This is a genomic window from Clostridium sp. HBUAS56017, assembly GCF_007115085.1.
Lineage (GTDB): Bacteria > Bacillota > Clostridia > Clostridiales > Clostridiaceae > Clostridium > Clostridium cibarium.
The window spans coordinates 1-16957 of the sequence record NZ_SULK01000030.1 but is presented as its reverse complement, the minus strand read 5'-3'; the positions used below and the strand labels follow the sequence as shown (position 1 = coordinate 16957).

The 16957-nt window shown below is 28.3% G+C and carries 11 protein-coding genes; 3 read left to right on the top strand and 8 right to left on the bottom strand.

What is annotated here, in order from left to right; translation table 11 throughout:
- From FAY47_RS18215 to FAY47_RS18195, 5 genes are all read right to left on the bottom strand, one after another.
- Positions 1–945, bottom strand: a complete 945-nt coding sequence (locus FAY47_RS18215; RefSeq protein WP_143318356.1) for a methyltransferase domain-containing protein — start codon at positions 943–945, stop codon at positions 1–3.
- Positions 946–1082: 137 nt separating this feature from the next.
- Entirely contained in the window at positions 1083–1505 is a 423-nt protein-coding gene (locus FAY47_RS18210; RefSeq protein ID WP_143318355.1) for a UDP-N-acetylglucosamine pyrophosphorylase, read from the bottom strand.
- Between the two features lie 70 nt (positions 1506–1575).
- Positions 1576–2610 (bottom strand): M42 family metallopeptidase, encoded by a 1035-nt coding sequence (locus tag FAY47_RS18205; protein WP_143318354.1) that lies wholly within the window; start codon positions 2608–2610, stop codon positions 1576–1578.
- 161 nt (positions 2611–2771) lie between these two features.
- On the bottom strand, positions 2772–3548 hold the full coding sequence (locus FAY47_RS18200) for an HD domain-containing protein (protein WP_143318353.1): 777 nt from the start codon (positions 3546–3548) through the stop codon (positions 2772–2774).
- A 184-nt stretch (positions 3549–3732) separates the two neighbouring features.
- Positions 3733–9735, bottom strand: coding sequence for a hypothetical protein (locus FAY47_RS18195; RefSeq protein WP_185966897.1), 6003 nt, complete (start codon positions 9733–9735; stop codon positions 3733–3735).
- A gap of 368 nt (positions 9736–10103) precedes the next feature.
- Between FAY47_RS18195 and FAY47_RS18190 the strand changes: the two genes are divergently transcribed.
- From FAY47_RS18190 to FAY47_RS18180, 3 genes are all read left to right on the top strand, one after another.
- Entirely contained in the window at positions 10104–10463 is a 360-nt protein-coding gene (locus FAY47_RS18190) for a P-II family nitrogen regulator (RefSeq protein WP_143318351.1), read from the top strand.
- A gap of 251 nt (positions 10464–10714) precedes the next feature.
- The gene (locus FAY47_RS18185) at positions 10715–11149 is read left to right on the top strand and encodes a DUF3788 family protein (RefSeq protein ID WP_143318350.1); all 435 of its coding nucleotides are present in this window, start codon (positions 10715–10717) and stop codon (positions 11147–11149) included.
- 103 nt (positions 11150–11252) lie between these two features.
- Positions 11253–12473 (top strand): IS256 family transposase, encoded by a 1221-nt coding sequence (locus FAY47_RS18180; RefSeq protein ID WP_143318349.1) that lies wholly within the window; start codon positions 11253–11255, stop codon positions 12471–12473.
- A 301-nt stretch (positions 12474–12774) separates the two neighbouring features.
- On the opposite strand, the gene cplR is transcribed toward FAY47_RS18180, so the two are convergent.
- The 3 genes from cplR to FAY47_RS20680 all read right to left on the bottom strand — a co-directional run bounded on the left by cplR (position 12775) and on the right by FAY47_RS20680 (position 16828).
- Positions 12775–14424: an ABC-F type ribosomal protection protein CplR gene (cplR, locus tag FAY47_RS18175; RefSeq protein ID WP_143318348.1), complete on the bottom strand. Its 1650-nt coding sequence runs from the start codon at positions 14422–14424 to the stop codon at positions 12775–12777.
- A 282-nt stretch (positions 14425–14706) separates the two neighbouring features.
- Positions 14707–16158, bottom strand: coding sequence for an FAD-dependent oxidoreductase (locus tag FAY47_RS18170; protein WP_143318347.1), 1452 nt, complete (start codon positions 16156–16158; stop codon positions 14707–14709).
- 478 nt (positions 16159–16636) lie between these two features.
- Positions 16637–16828: a hypothetical protein gene (locus FAY47_RS20680; protein WP_143318346.1), complete on the bottom strand. Its 192-nt coding sequence runs from the start codon at positions 16826–16828 to the stop codon at positions 16637–16639.
- Positions 16829–16957: the final 129 nt, after the last annotated feature.

The following is a 16957-nucleotide window of genomic DNA, read 5'->3' as shown; positions in this document are numbered from 1 at the left end:
TTAATCACCTATTTCACAAACTGTAATGTATCGTATAAACTTATTTTTATTTACCTTGCATTTATCTACAATCTTAAATCCAGCAGCCTTAAGTTCTTTATCCATATTTTTTATAGTTACAATAACTAATTTTTTAGCAAATCTAGCAACAGACCTAATTAATTCATTTTGTTTTTCATCTGTTGTAGGTGTAAATATACCATAAGGCATATCTATTATAGCAACATCAAAATTCTCTTTAATAGTGTGCATATCCTTTTCTTCAACTACATTTTCAAATCCAAAAAACTTTAGATTTTTCTTTGCATTATCAGCTATTTGACTATTAATTTCATAACCTTTAATGTTTATTCCAATATCTAATGCTTCTATAATTACTGTACCAACTCCACAGCAAGGATCTACTACCTTTAAATTAAAATCATTTCCTACCGCTACATTCACTAATGATTTTGCTAGCTTTAATCCTAAAGAATTTGAATAAGTATATGGCTTTCTGTCATGTATGTGCCATTTAAAGTCATTCTTTTCATACTTCCCTAATATCCATCTATCCTTAATTTTTGAGATTCCAACTATAACTTTAGGTTCATGAATATTAGGTTCTCCTGTTATGACATAACCTATTTCACTTACACTTCTAAGCCTTTCTTTATAATCAACATCTTCATCTCCTGACTTTAAATATATAACTTTAAAATCATCTAAAGATAGCTTAGTATCTACTACCTGCTTCACTAAAGATTCTAAAGAGTTTCCTGAAAAAATAATTGATATTTTTTCTTTTATAAAAGGACTTCTTGAAGGATTAGTATCTATATTAGATACTATATACCTCTTCTTTTCTGGAACAAAATTAAATATATATTTCATCTCTAAGTCACATAACTCTTTATCACTGGCACTGTTATAATTTATTACATAAAAGTATTCTTTACTCTCCATTGTTTCCTCCTAATATATCTCCATATTAATATATAGAAATAACTATAGATATTATCACAAAAAATATTGGATTAATCAAACTTAACACAAAAGAAGTTTAATTAATCCAATAAAACTAAAATATCTATAGTCACATTTTAACCTATTATATTCATAATATCTTCAGCCTTAGCTTTAATTGTAAACACAATACTATCGTCTATTTTTAAAGTGCACTCACTTTCATTTATCTTAACTTGATTTAATCCTATACCGTTTTTAGGTATTTCTCTATATTTTGCTGGTTCAACTTTTACATTAAACTTTTTCTCTGGTCCTCCCGTAAGCTTAATCATTGACCCTTCAGAATTTTCATCCTTAAGCTTAATGCTCACTATATTATCAAATTTTGCACTAAGTCCAGGTCTGTACTCCTTAGGAATAGACACTATTATAGCTTCACCTACCATTGTCATCCAACCACCACTTAAATTAGCCTTTATAAGCATCTTTAACCCGCAATCTTCTTCAATTTTCTTAAGTGCCTTGCCTAATTCTAATATAGTTAATTTATACTCCATATAGTTCACCTCTTTGTATAATGAATTATACATTATATATTTTCAAAATAAAAGTGAATATAGTCAACTTTTATTTTGATAAATAACTTATTAATAATTTTAATGTATTTTCAATTGAATCTATGTGAGTTCTTTCATAGTGATGAGTTGCATCTACCCCTGGTCCTATGCATGCCACTTCAAAATCTCTACCTTGTGTAACTGCTACACTAGCATCTGTTGCATATCTATAATGTACATCAATTTTATAATCTATAGATTCTTTTTTAGCAAGCTTAACTAATTTATTTTTTATTGTACTTGAATAAGGAGTAATTCTATCCTTAGCCACTATAGTAACACTATGTTCATCTGAATTATGCTCTCCTCCAACTGTGCCAACATCAAGAGCTATAAATTCAGTAACTTTGTCTGGAACCACTGAAATTCCATGTCCAATTTCTTCATAGTTACTTATATATAATAACAAGGTGTTCTTTGGCCTCAGATTATTATCCTTAAAATATTTACAAAGAGATATTAATATAGCTATGCAAGCTTTGTCATCTAAGTGTCTTGACTTAATAAATCCATTTTTAGTAAATACTGTTCTTGACTCAAAAGAAACAAAGTCTCCAACTGAAATACCCAATGCTTCTGTTTCTTCTTTTGTAGAAGTATTTTCATCTATTCTAACCTCCATAGTTTCCTCTGTTCTTTTTTGTTCTCTAGCTTCATCACCAAAAATATGAACAGATGCTTTTGTAGGCAAAATAGTTCCGGTAAATTTCTCTCCTTCACTTGTAGTAATAATAACATTTTCGCCTTCTACTGCCCCCCAAGAAAAACCGCCAATATTAGATAGCTTTAATCTACCATTTGGCTTAATAGCACTAACTATAGCACCTAGTGTGTCTATGTGAGCAGATATAATCTTTTGATTTCTAGCATCTTGTCCATGTATTACTCCAATTATAGCTCCCTTTTTCGTCCAGTTAACCTCTATATCTAACTTTTGAAAATAATCATTTATTTTATTCATAGCTAGGATTGTATCTCCTGCTGGACTGCTAATAGATAAAATTTCCTTAATAACTTCCTTTGTGTAATTCATATCAATTTTCATATTTTCGCCCCTCTATTTTGCTTATTGCTTTTTATTTAATAGTAGATATGTTATCACAAACAGAGGCTAATTTCTACAAAAATATAAATCACTAACAAATGCAAGTTTATTCAACTTTTTTTATATTTTATTAAGTATTTTCTCTCAATACGTTTATAATTTTATTTGAAGTTTTTAATATATTGTTCTAAGTATCTATAAAGTTCATTAATTTCTTCATTTTTAGGCAAGCAATTAATTAAACTTTCCAAAACCTTTTTCTCCTTAATATAATTTAAAGAAAAACTATAATTTAAATCTAATACCCAACCTAATTCATATATTTTTCTATCATTATAATTTTTTAATACATTATTATTAATCCTTCTGCCTAAAAAGATTTCCTGTATCAATTCTTTATTATAGCCTTCTGTAAAAGGTAAATTATCTATAGCTGGATTAGGTTTATTCTCTCTTTCTTTTTCATATTCTATAATCACCCTATAAATATCTAGTTTATCTGCATCTCTAATTAATTTGCAGAATAAAGCATTCTCTTTATCTAAATTCTTTGGAAGTTCTTTTGCATTGTGTAGACTTATAGCCTTAATTATAACTTCCTTTATATTTTCATCTAAATTTTCTAAAACCTTATTTTCTTTTAATACCTTAATACCAAGCGTAGCATGATTTTCTGAAAGATAATCTTTAAATGTCTTATACTTTTTAAATTGTTCAAACCTACCTATATCGTGAAATAAACCTATTATTTCTGCAATATTCACCTGTTCTTCTGTTAAACTTAAGGATTTTGCAATATTTACAGCATGCTCTGAAACCTTTAAAGTGTGTTTCTCCTTTAGTTCAATGTTTTGATTAACAACACTATCATTTCCATAAAAACTTTTTACATAACTATTAAACCAATTATAATATTCTTTAACCAATATACTTTTCATCTAAATCTCCTTAATAATACTTTGTTCCAAATTACATTAGTTACATTTTAATTCATTTATTTATTTTTTACCATACTTTTACTTAATTAAAGTTACTGCCTTATTACTTTTTCAGCTCACAAAGACAAGCACAGCAAAAGAGAGTTTCTCAAAATAAATTCAAGAAACTCTCTTAATTATACTGTTAAATTGTTTTAACCTTTGAAGTTATATTTCTTATTAGATGTTGATTATAACCTGCACCTGTTGATGCTGATATTCCTATAAAAATTTGTTTATCAAGTTTTATTCCTTTATACTCTAACTCCAACTGATTATCGATATATATTTGTATATTATCTGAAACGTATTCTATTCTTACTGAATGCCAAACATTATCATCTACACGCATATCAGCCTTATAAGCTAAATGATTTGCCACAGAATCCTTGATAATTGCAACATGCTTACATCCTGGATCAAATTCATTTACATAAGAATCAAATTCAACTCCATAAGTTCCAGGTCCATTAAAATTCAAATCTCCTCCCTGGCCACCAAAGTTACCTTTCTTTGGTGCTAAATTTACAACTAATCCATCAGCGCCACCATGGCTATCCCCACGTCCACCACCAATGCAGTATTCAAAATTTAATATGAATCCATTAGTAGTATCAATTGAATTATCGCACCATATTCCTCCGCTTTGCCAAGTAGCTAATGGTGTAAGTTGAATATAATCAGCTACTTTTTTAGTAGTTCCAAACCCTGAATAAGCTGGTTCTTCTGCTGTTACAATATCTATAGATGCTTGTAATACTTTTATCTTATTAGATAAATTATCATCTTTAAATTTAATTATGTCTCCCTTTAATATTGCATCATTTACTTTAACTAAGTTAGCTTCAGTAACACCTTTTATTCCTATTGTTACAAAGTCTTCTAATGTTCCTTTACCATTTTTAACTTTAATATATGAGTTGTTAACATTTATTATTACTTGAATATCTATTAATAGTTTTGCAGGATCTGTATATTTTTTCCCCTTAATATCTGCATTTACATAAATTAAATTATCTACTGTTACATCTTTAATTCCTAAGTAATAATAATCATCAAGTGTTGCTTCTCCATTATTAACTCTAATTAAAGTTTGTATTAAAAGAGCTGAATCAGTTATATATCCTTGAATCTCTTCAACAGTTTTACAACCTTTTCTTGCTACTCCATCATTTATAAAGATTAAGTTCTCACCTGTTACTCCTGTAATATTTACTAATGTATAATCTTCTAATGCTCCATGTCCTGATACTATTCTATCAAAAGCTTGGTGATATTTAACAACATTATTAACTTGAGCTGTAACTTCTCCTACACTCATGAAGTGTTTTCCTTTTAATGCCTCATTAACATAAAATATATTGTCAATATTAACTTCAACTAGCCCTAGTAATTGATAATCTTCTACTGTTGCCTTTCCATCATTCATTTTGCCTAATGATATATATATTGCTACTTCATTATCAACTGCTACCTTTACTTCTGAAACTGTTAAATACTTCTTTCCCTTAACTTGTTCATTAATAAAATCTATATTATTTTCTGTAACACCAGAAATTCCTAATTTTACATAATCATCTATCGTAGCTTTCCCATAATTTATTCTTATCAATATGTCTACTGAGCTTAAAACCTTATTTATAACTGTTTGCACTTCCGATGGATAATTACACACTTTTCCTTGTAATTCTGCATTTACATATATTAAATTATCTACTGTAACCCCGCTTGTACCAATAAATACATAATCATCTACAGTTCCTTCTCCTGCATTTATTTTTCCTAAAGCATTTCTTATGTTTATTACCATGTTAATTCTTACTTGTATATCTTTTAGATTCATATAATTCTTATCTTTTAAATCTATATTTACATAAATCAAATTATCTACTGTTACTCCTACAGCTCCTATAAGAACATAATCATCTATTGTAGCTTCCCCTATATTTATCTTGATTAATGCATTATATACATTTACAACATTAATAGCTTTTACTTTTGCTTCTTCTACTGTAAGTAGTTTTCCACCTTTTAATTCTCCATTAACATATCCTAAGTTATCTACAGTAACTTCAACTATTCCAAGTAAAGTGTAGTCATCTATTGTTCCTTCTCCTGCATCTATCCTTCCTAAAGCTACATAAGCCTTATTACTAACATTAATTCTAGCTTGGATTTCTGCTGAAGTAACATAATTTTTACCTTTTAAATCTGCATTTACATATATTAAATTATCTACTGTTATACCTGTTATTCCAAGAACTGTATAATCAGCTAAAGTTGCTTCTCCTGCATTTACTCTTACAAATGAAGCATATAAATTAGCTATAACATTTACTCTTGCTTGAATATCTAGATGAGTTCTTGCACCTCTCCCTTTTAAATCTGCATTTACATATATTAAGTTATCTACCGTTACTCCTTTTATATTAATAAACGCATAATCATCAACAGTTGCCTCTCCTGCATTTATTCTTCCAAGAATAGCAGTTACTTTTAAGTCTAATTCATATTGAGCTACTATAGTCTTAACTTTTGTTTTTACCTCATCGTAAGTTCCAAGACCAAGTCCCTTAATATTACTATTTACATAGATTAAGTTATCTACTGTTACGCCTACAGCACCAACAACATTATAATCATCTAAAGTACCTTCTCCGGCATTAATTCTTATTAAAGCATTATAGATATTGATATTAACTTCTACTCTAGCCTTAATTTCTGTAGCTGTTAGATAGTTCTTACCTTTTAAGTCTGCATTTACATATATTAAGTTGTCTACAGTTACTCCAATAGCTCCCATAAGTTCATAATCTACTACAGTGCCTTCTCCCGCATTGATTCTTGTAAATGAAGGATAAAGCTTTACTACTATATCTATTCTAGCTTGTACATTTGTAAGTACTGTGTACTTTCTTCCTTTTAGATCTGCATTAATGTAAGGTAAGTTATCCACTGTTACTCCATTAGCTCCTATTAATATATAATCATCTACTTGTGCTGTATCAGCGCCTATTCTTACATATGCATCAAACAATTTAACTAACACATCAACCTTAGCTTGTACATCTGCTGTTACAAAGAAGTTATTTCCTCTAACATTCAAGTTTACATATGCTAAATTATCTACTGTAATTCCCACAACACCTATTGTATTGTAATCATCTACTGTTCCTTCTCCAGCATTAATTCTTACAAATGAATTGTACATCTTAACTATTACATCTACCTTAGCTTGTACATCTGCTAACACAAAATAACTACTACCCTTAACATTTAAGTTTACATATGCTAAGTTTTTTACAGTTACTCCTACAACACCTATAAGTTTATAATCATCAAGAGTTGCTTCTCCTATATTAACTTTTACAAATGAATTATACATATTAACTATTACATCCACCTTAGCTTGTACATCTGCTAAAACAAAGTAATTATTGCCCTTAACATTTAAGTTTACATATGCTAAGTTTTCTGCAGTTGCTCCTACAACACCTATAAGTTTATAATCATCGAGAGTTGCTTCTCCTGCATTAATTCTTACAAATGCATCATAAACTTTAACTAATACATTTACTCTTAATTGAATATCTGTAGAAGTCACATATCCTTTTCCTTTTAAGTCTGCATTAATATATGTTAAATTATCTACTGTTACACCAACTACACCAATATAAGCATAATCCTCTACTGCTGCTTGGCCTAAATTAATGTTTTCATAAATCTTATTAATTTTTAATATGGATTCATATATTTCTACTACTATATCTACTCTAGCTTGCAAAGTATCAACTGTTACAAACTTCTTTCCTCTAACATGCGCATTTACATATGCTAAGTTTTGTATAGTTACGCCAGTTATTCCTATAAATTGATAATCTTCTACTGTTGCAATTCCTAAGTTTACTTTTTCAAATATGCCTTTAAATTTTATAGCTGTTTCTACGGCTACTTTAATTTCTGCTACAGTTAAGTAACCCTTACCTACTACCTGTCCATTTACATATGCTAAATTTATATCATTTACTACTGTTATTCCTATAGCTGTATAATCATCAACTGTAGCTGTTCCAGCATCAATTCTTTCTATTACTGCTGTAAACTTAACTACTACATCAATTTTCACTTGAATTTCTGGCAATGTTTTTAGATTCTTACCTTTTAATTCAGCATTTACATAAACTAAATTATCTACTGTTACACCAACAGCACCTATTGTAGCATAATCATCAATTGTTGCTGTACCATTATTTATATTTTCTATAGCAACTCTTACTTTTATCACTACATCGATTTTAGCTTGAACTTCTACTAAAGTAAAATATCCTTTATCAGTTAATTCTACATTTATATAGTTTAAAAGATCTACTCTAGATATAACTGCTCCTATAAGCTCGTAGTCATCCAAAGTTCCTGCCCCTAAATTAATTCTTAGATATGCATCATATACTTTAATTAATTTCTGAACCTTAACTGTAATCTCTTCTAAAGTCTTATAATTGTTACCTTTTATATTGTCGTTAATAAATTTTATATTAACATCAGTAACAACTGTTATTCCTAAAAGAGTATAATCCTCTATAGTAGCTGCTCCATTATTTATAGCTTCTATCGCTTTAAACTTCTTTAACGAAGCTGTAACTATATCCTTTATCTCTGCTTTAGTCAAATCACTCTTCTTATTATCTCTTGCTTCTTTAATATCAGCTCTTACAAATTCAATATTATTTTCTGTTACGCCTTCTATTTTTAAAGTACCATAATCAGCTATGCTATCAATACCTTGATTTATGTTCTTTATAGCTTTATTAAAAACATCTATATTATCTTGAACTTTCTTTAATGTCTTATAGTCCTTACCTTTTAACTCTTCGTTTAAATCTTGTAAATTACTATCATTTACTCCTGTTGCTCCAATATAATTATAATCATCTAATGTTGCAGTACCTGAATTTATAGCATCAAAGAAGTCTATTAATCTTACAGCCTCATCAACTGCATCTGCTATTTCTAGCTTTGTTAATTCAGCTCCTTTTATTTGTTTCTTTTCTGCAATAACTGCTCTTACTGCTTCAAGATTACTTTGATTAACTCCATCTATTCCTAAGATTTCGTAATCTTTTTCTGCTTCTATGCCAGCATTTATTTTTCTTAATGGTTCTACTATGGTATTTATCATTCCTATTTCGTCAGTTAGCTTAATCCACTTCTTACCACGCATCCATAAATTCACATCCTGTAAATTTATATTATTTACATTTACTACTCCTATATAAGTATAATCTAGAACAGTAGCCTTTCCTTGACTAATAAAATCCAATATAGCATTAATCTTATTAACTGCTTTTGTTGCTACATCACTTATTTCTGATTTTGTTAAATCTCCAGCTTTTTGTACTTTAACACTTGCTATCTCTTTTCTTATTAATGGAACATAATCTTCTTCAACACTATTTATTTGTAATGTTTTATAATCATTTGCAGTTTCTATTCCATTATTAATGTTTTGTATAGCTTGTACTATTCTATTCACTGCATCTTTTAATGTATTTATATTTGTAAATCCTTGTCCTTTTAACCATTCATTTATGTCCTTTAAATTTGAATCGTTCACTACAGTTATTTCTAGAAATTTATATTCATCTACTGTAGCTCCTCCTAAGTTAATTTTATCTAAAACAGTAGTTATGTTCTTTAACCCATTTGATACTGTTGTAGATATATCCTCTCTTGTTAAGTTAGATCCTTTTTTCACCTTCTCATCCTGAATTAATTTTTTAATAATGTTCAAATTATCAGATTTTACTTTTCTTATTTTTAATAACGTATAATCTGATAAATCTTCCACTCCATCATTAATCCTTTGGAGAGCCTTGTCTTCTTCTGTTAATTTCCCATCTTCTGTAGCTGCAACTGCTGAAACATTACTTGTAGCTACATTATTTACCACATAGTTTGTTTCAAACAATTTATTTTTTTCGTTTGTATTCTTTTCTTTCGTTGCAGTTATTGTTTTTGCAGCTTCTGAATTATTAACTAATTGATTTTCTTCTGCTGCATAGGTATACACCTTAGGTACATTAATTAGCAAAGCTAAAGATAATGTAACTACACTTGTCCTAAGAATGTACTTAACCAGTTTAATCATTTTTCCCACCTCCATCTATATTATACCATTTTATAGTATATTATGTAAATTATGAAGAAATTACACAGAAACAAATCACCTTTTGACTATAATATAGTTGTAATTTTTTAATATTTTTAAAAAATTATTAATACTTAAAACAAAATATATAGTCACAATTTTTCAAAGTAAAAAAGAAAATTATTACAAAGGATTTTAAATAAAAATATACGTATTTTTCTATTTAAAATAAAGTAAAACACCCTGTGAACCTGTATTTAAAATTATCTATCTTAAAAAAACAAAAAGTTCAAACTTGAGTCTTTCCTAACATATTAAGGAAGCTTATAATGTAGTTAGTAAAACTTTTATAAAGGGGCGATTTTTATATGGATAAAATCACTAAAATTGATATTATAACAAATCCAAGTAAGTTTGATGAATTAAAAGAAGAACTAAGCAAGATAGGAATAGAAGGAATGACAGTTTCTAATGTTTTAGGTTGTGGAGTACAAAAGGGACATAAAGAATATTATAGAGGTGTGACTGTTGATATAAACTTATTGCCAAAAATAAAAATTGAAATTGTAGTATATGAAGTTCCTGTAGATTTGGTTATACAGGCAGCAAAAAAGGTACTTAAAACAGGCAATATAGGTGATGGTAAAATCTTTGTTTATGATGTACAAAATGTAATAAGAATTAGTACTGACGAAGAAGGAAAAGCTGCACTTCAAAATTATAAATAGAATAATATAAAAACGTGAGCATTTACTTACTCACGTTTTTTATTTAGGCTATGTTTTAAAAAGGTAGAATTACATCATATTCATATATCAAAGTAAAAGACTTAAAAAATAGAAAACCAATGTTACATGACATGTGTTATATTTTGTAAATTATGTTATAATAAGCATTATTAGAAGCTATAATTTAATGAACAATAGTAAATAATTGCGAGAATTATGTCTTTATAAAATATGTGATTGGAGATGTTAATATGAGCAATAGGATGTTAGATAAAAATAGTTTACCTACGGAAAAAGAAATTTTCGAGTTCATTGGAAATGATGCAAATAAGTTATTGAAACAATTTGAAGAAGCGTTTGCCAAACAATATGATATGCAAAAGGAATTAAAGTTTCCCTTTGGAAATAATTATGGCTGGGGATATAAATATTCACATAAAACTAAACACTTATGTTATATCTTTTTTGAAATTGGTGAAATAGATGTAATGATGCAAATAGGTTCGAAAGATACTGAAAAACTCAATAAAGTAATTAATGATGGGTTACTTTTAACTAAAGAATTATGGAAGAATAAATATCCTTGTAGTAATGGTGGATGGATCAATTACAGGCCTAAAACAAAGGCCGATGTAAAAGAGATAATGAGATTGTTGGCTTTTAAAAAGAAACCTGTTATAAAGTGATATAGTTTTTATGAAATTTGAGCCTGTGAAATAAAGTCTGTAAATTACAAAATATAACAGCTTTCTATGATAAAATAAATATATCATAGGAGGCTGTTGTTTTATGAGAAAAAGAAGAGAAAAATTTAGTGAAGGTAAAAAAAATATTATTGCAGATTTAATTCGTGAGTATGATATAAAATCTGCTGAAGACATTCAAGATGCACTAAAGGATTTGTTAGGAGGTACTATCGAAAGTATGCTTGCTGCCGAAATATATGAGCATTTAGGCTACGATCCATATGAACGTAATGATAATAACAATTCAAGAAATAGCATAAAATCAAAGAAAGTTCGTAGCAAGTATGGAGAAATGGAGATTGATGTTCCACAAGACCGCGATAGCTCATTCGAGCCTAAAGTAGTAAAAAAGAGACAAAAGGATATTTCAAATATTGATGATAAGATTATAGCAATGTATGCTAAAGGCCTTACAACACGTCAAATATCAGAACAAATTGAAGATATTTATGGTTTTGAGGTTAGTGAAGGTATGGTATCCAATATTACAGATAGGCTTCTTCCAGAAATAGAAGAATGGCAACAGCGTCCGCTTTCGGAGATATATCCAATAATATTTATTGATGCTGTACATTTTTCAGTAAGGGACAACCATGTTATAAAGAAACTTGCTGCATATGTTGTTCTAGGAATAAATCAAGATGGAAGAAAAGAAGTACTAACTATTCAAGTTGGCCAAAATGAAAGCAGTAAGTACTGGCTTAGCGTATTAAATGAACTGAAAAATAGAGGTGTTAGAGATATTCTAGTTGTTTGTGCTGATTGTCTTAGTGGGATAAAAGAATCAATTAATGTAGCTTTTCTAGACACAGAATATCAACGTTGCATAGTTCATCAAGTACGTAACACACTAAAATATGTTGCTGATAAAGATAAGAAAGAGTTTGCCAAAGATCTAAAATCCATTTACCAAGCTTCATCAGAAGAACAAGGACATGCATGTCTACTTAAAGTTAACGAAAAGTGGCAGGAGCATTATCCTAATGCGATGAAAAGCTGGTTTACTAATTGGGATGTAATTACTCCAATTTTTAAGCTTTCTTCAGATGTTCGTAAAGTAATTTATACAACAAATGCTATAGAAAGTTTAAATAGTACATATCGTCGTTTAAATCGCCAGCGTAGCGTATTTCCTAGTGATACAGCATTGTTAAAAGCACTTTATTTAGCTACATTTGAAGCAACTAAGAAATGGACTTTACCCTTAAGAAATTGGGGGAAAGTATATGGAGAATTATCAATAATGTATGAAGGACTGCTTTAACAAGTCTTGAATATATAAAAAATGCAACCAAATTGAAGGGTGTTATTGACATGTAAAAAAATAACTATTATAGTTTAATCAAGGTATGAGGAAAACTTTCATACCTCATACCTTTAATTAATTTATCATAGAAAGTTATTTACAGAAAAAGTTTCACAGTCTCGAAAATTTAAAGAAAATCTATAAAATTCATCTCTTTATATCGAGTATTATAATTGGACAATCCCACCTATAATTTTTAAGGCTATATTTCAACATTATATTAAAACATAGCCTTTATTTAAAATTAGCAGATCCGAATTCATCTAAGTTTTAAATCTTTCACTCTAGCTAAAGTACTATCATATTCAATTTCATATTCTTGCTTTTTCTCAATATTAGTTTCCACACAAAGCATAGATATTAAGTTGCTTAACTTATTTTCTAAAACTAAAATTTCATCGTTAACTTCTTGTTCCTCCTTATTAAGTTTAATTTTATTTTTTTCTTCTTTAAATTCATTATAAGTTCCATTAAACTTCTCTAAGTTTTTATCTTTAATTCTAATTATATAATCACAGACATTCTCTATAAACGCTCTATCATGAGATACTATAATCATAGTTTTATCAGTACTTATTAAGAACTTTTCAAGGGTTTTAATCGAAGAAATCTCTAAGTAATTAGTAGGTTCATCTAAAATTAGTAAATTATTATCTTCTAAAATTATTTTACATAAAGCTACCTTTACTTTTTCTCCACCACTTAAAATACTTATCTTTTTATATACATCATAACCTTTAAAGCCAAATAAACTTAAATTTATTCTTATAAATGTTTCATCAAATGATGATGTATTCTTTATATTATCTAATATACTTTTTGAATCATCTAATGTATCTTGACTTTGGTCAAAGTATCCAATTTTAACTTTAGGGTTTATTCTTACAGATAAATTATCACCCTTTAAAATTTCTTTCAATAAAGTAGTTTTACCACAGCCATTTTCGCCTAATAAAGCTATTTTTTTATTTCTTTTAACTTTAAACGATACATCATCTAATAACATGTTTTCTTTTATAGAAAGTTTTAAATTATTTACTTCTATTAAATTTTTACTTTCTATTTCCATATAGTCCTGTATATAAATTTTGATTTCATTTACATTTTTAGGTTTTTCTTTCACCTCTAATTTATCTATTCTAGTTTGTATTGATTTGAAGCTATTATCAACCTTTTTCTCTCCTTTTTGATTTCCTAACTTATGAAGCCTAGCTTCTGAGTTTCCCATTCTTTTAGGAGCCTTTCTCATTCCGTCTCTTAGGTTTGATTTTTGAATTTTAGCATTTTCTAGCCTCTTTTTCTCTGTTACATACTGATCATATTCAAATTGTTGCCTTTTTCTTGCTTCTTCTTTTAAATTTAAATAAGTTTCATAATTTCCTTTGTAGATTTTTAACTTTCCATCTTCTATTTCAACTATGGTATTACATAAAGCATTTAAAAATCTTCTGTCATGTGATACTAGTAAAATTGCTCCATTATGCTGTTTTAACATTTCTTCAAGGATTTCTATACTATGCTGATCCAAGTTTGAAGTTGGCTCATCTGCTATTATTAACTCCTTTTTTTCTTTTAGAGCATTTGCTATCTTTAGTTTTACTTTTTCTCCTCCAGATAAATGTTTTTCAAATTTATCTGGAGCATTTAAAACACTCTTTACTTCACTATATTCGCAAAAATTTTCTATGTCTTCGCTTTGACTTATATAAGCATAGCTGTCAGTTAAAAATATTTTACCTTCCTCTATATCTATTTCACCAATCAGAGCTTTTAAAAACGTGGTTTTTCCTGCTCCGTTAACTCCAATTAATCCTATCCTTTCAGTTTCTGAAATTTCAAACTTGTCTATATCTAAAACTAATCTATCTGAATAATATTTTTTCAATTTATTTACGCTTATTAATAACAAAAAAACCCCTCCTCTATACTTAAATACAAGGAGAGATTCCACCTAAATAGGACGACAAAAAAGCATGAAATCATTATAATAATTTACTCTCCCTAAATTTAAGCATCATAACTAAACCTTTTTATAGGTTTAAAAATCTTATAATACTTTTAATTTTAAAAAGTAAATTATCTATACATTTCTTCTATCCGTGCCCTTTCTTTATTTTTATTGTAATTTATTTAATCCACTTCAATATTTTATCATTTCACTATAATAGCTGTCAAACATCAATTAAATGCATTATTTTTCACCATCAGCATTACTTAATGAATATATGGAAGGGCTCTCTATCCAGTTTCCATCATAATCGTATCTGGAACCGTGGCAAGGGCATTCCCATATCAATTCATCTTTATTCCATTGAAGTTGACATCCTAAATGAGCACACTTTGTAGATACTATATGGTATTTTCCTTCTAAATCTTTATATACTCCTACCTTTTTCCCATCATATTCAACTATTTCAGCTTCACCACTTTTTACATGATCGATATGCTCCTTCGGAATATATATTTTTTGCATTGAAAAATTCTTAATAGTCTCTATACCGTCCTTAGTCAACTGATTTATGGATGCTGTAAAATCAAATCTGTGAGGAGAGAATATCTCATTAAATTCATTTTCTTTACCAACTATCATGTCAGAAATTATCATAGCTGCCACCATTGAACTTGTCATCCCCCATTTATTAAATCCAGTCTCAACATATAAATTAGGTGTGTTAGAAGAATATTGACCTATATATGGTATACCATCTGGAGTAATACAATCTTGAGCCGACCAGTTAAATACTTCTTTAGAATTTGGATAAAGTTCTTTGGCTTTTTTTCTTAAATTATCGTAGGCTCCCCCTTCTTTGTTTTCTCCTGTCCTCTTTGACGCACCACCGAGTATCAATAAATTTTTATAATTTCTAAAGGAGTATCCGTTTTTATCCAAATCGATGTACATTCCATCAACATCACCTGCATTTTCTAGCGCTATTACATAAGTTCTATCCTGATGCATTCTAGTGAAATAAAAACCTGGCACATTAATTATTGGATAGTGTGTTGCAACAACAATATGATTAGCTCTAATTTCCCCCTTATCAGTTTTAACTAAATTATCTTCCACTTCTAAAGCTCTTGTATTTTCGTATATTTCCAAATCCTTTGAAATAAAATTTAAAAATTTTAAAGGATTAAATTGTGCTTGATCTTTATACTTTAGAGCATCTCTTATGCCAAAAGGCAAACTTGTTTTATGTACTATCTCTGCTTTTATCCCTACCTCTAAAGCTGCTTCAAGCTCTTTCTGAATTCTATCATCTTCATAAATCGTATATATGTATGCATCCTTTTCTTCAAGATCACAATCAATATTGTTTTTTTCTATAATCTCTCTATACTTTTTTATTGCCAACTCATTTGCATATGCATACTGTTTTGCTTTCTCAAGGCCAAATTCTCTTATTATTTTTTCATATATTATATTATGCTGTGATGTTATCTTTGCTGTTGTGTTTTCAGTGTTTCCACTACATATTTTCTCTGCATCAATTATAATAGAGTCAATACCTTTTTCTTTTAATAAGTATCCAGTGAGTAATCCTGCTATTCCAGCTCCAATTATTAATACATTTGTTTCTAAATTTCCACTTAATGAATTTCTATTATCAAATTTACAACTATGATTCCATACTGATTCCATATAAATCACCTCTACTCTATTATTCCACCTTAATCTTTTTTTATTTATACCTTTTAGAGAGGATGTTAAAGATATCATATTCTATTTTTTATTTGAGCTGTATATAATTTATAGAGATATTTATATAGGAGTGTTGGCCTATGGATAAATTTAATATTAATAATATGAAAAGAATTCAAAATATAATCTTATTAGGAATACCTTTAATATTTATATTAGCTTGTATCTTTCATTTTCTATATGATGTAACAGGTAAGTCAACTATAGCTGCAATAATATTTCCTATAAATGAAAGTATATTTGAACATCTAAAACTTGCACTTTATCCTACTATTTTTTATTGGCTTTTTGCATATATTATAAATTATAAATACTATAATATAAATCTATCAAAATGGATAATTGGTTGTACTTGCTCACTTATTTTAAATATTCTAATAATCCTGTCTTGTTACTATATTTTTAAGGGAGCATTTAATTACTCATCATTTTTCCTTGATATATGTTCAATCCTTGTAAGCACTGGATTAGGACAACTAGTGTCTCTACATGTATATAAAAATATACATAATATTAAGTTACCGCTAATTATAAGTTTAATCCTTATACTTTCACTAATTATCCTATTTACTTTTTTTACTTTTAACCCTCCAGAATTACCACTTTTCATTGATTATAGTAATGGATAATACCAAATGCAATAACTCGCATTAAAAAAGGGGCTGTATCAAAATAAATTTTGATAATAGCCGAAAATGCTAAAAGAGGATTCAGAATTTGAATCCTCTTTTTTGCGCAT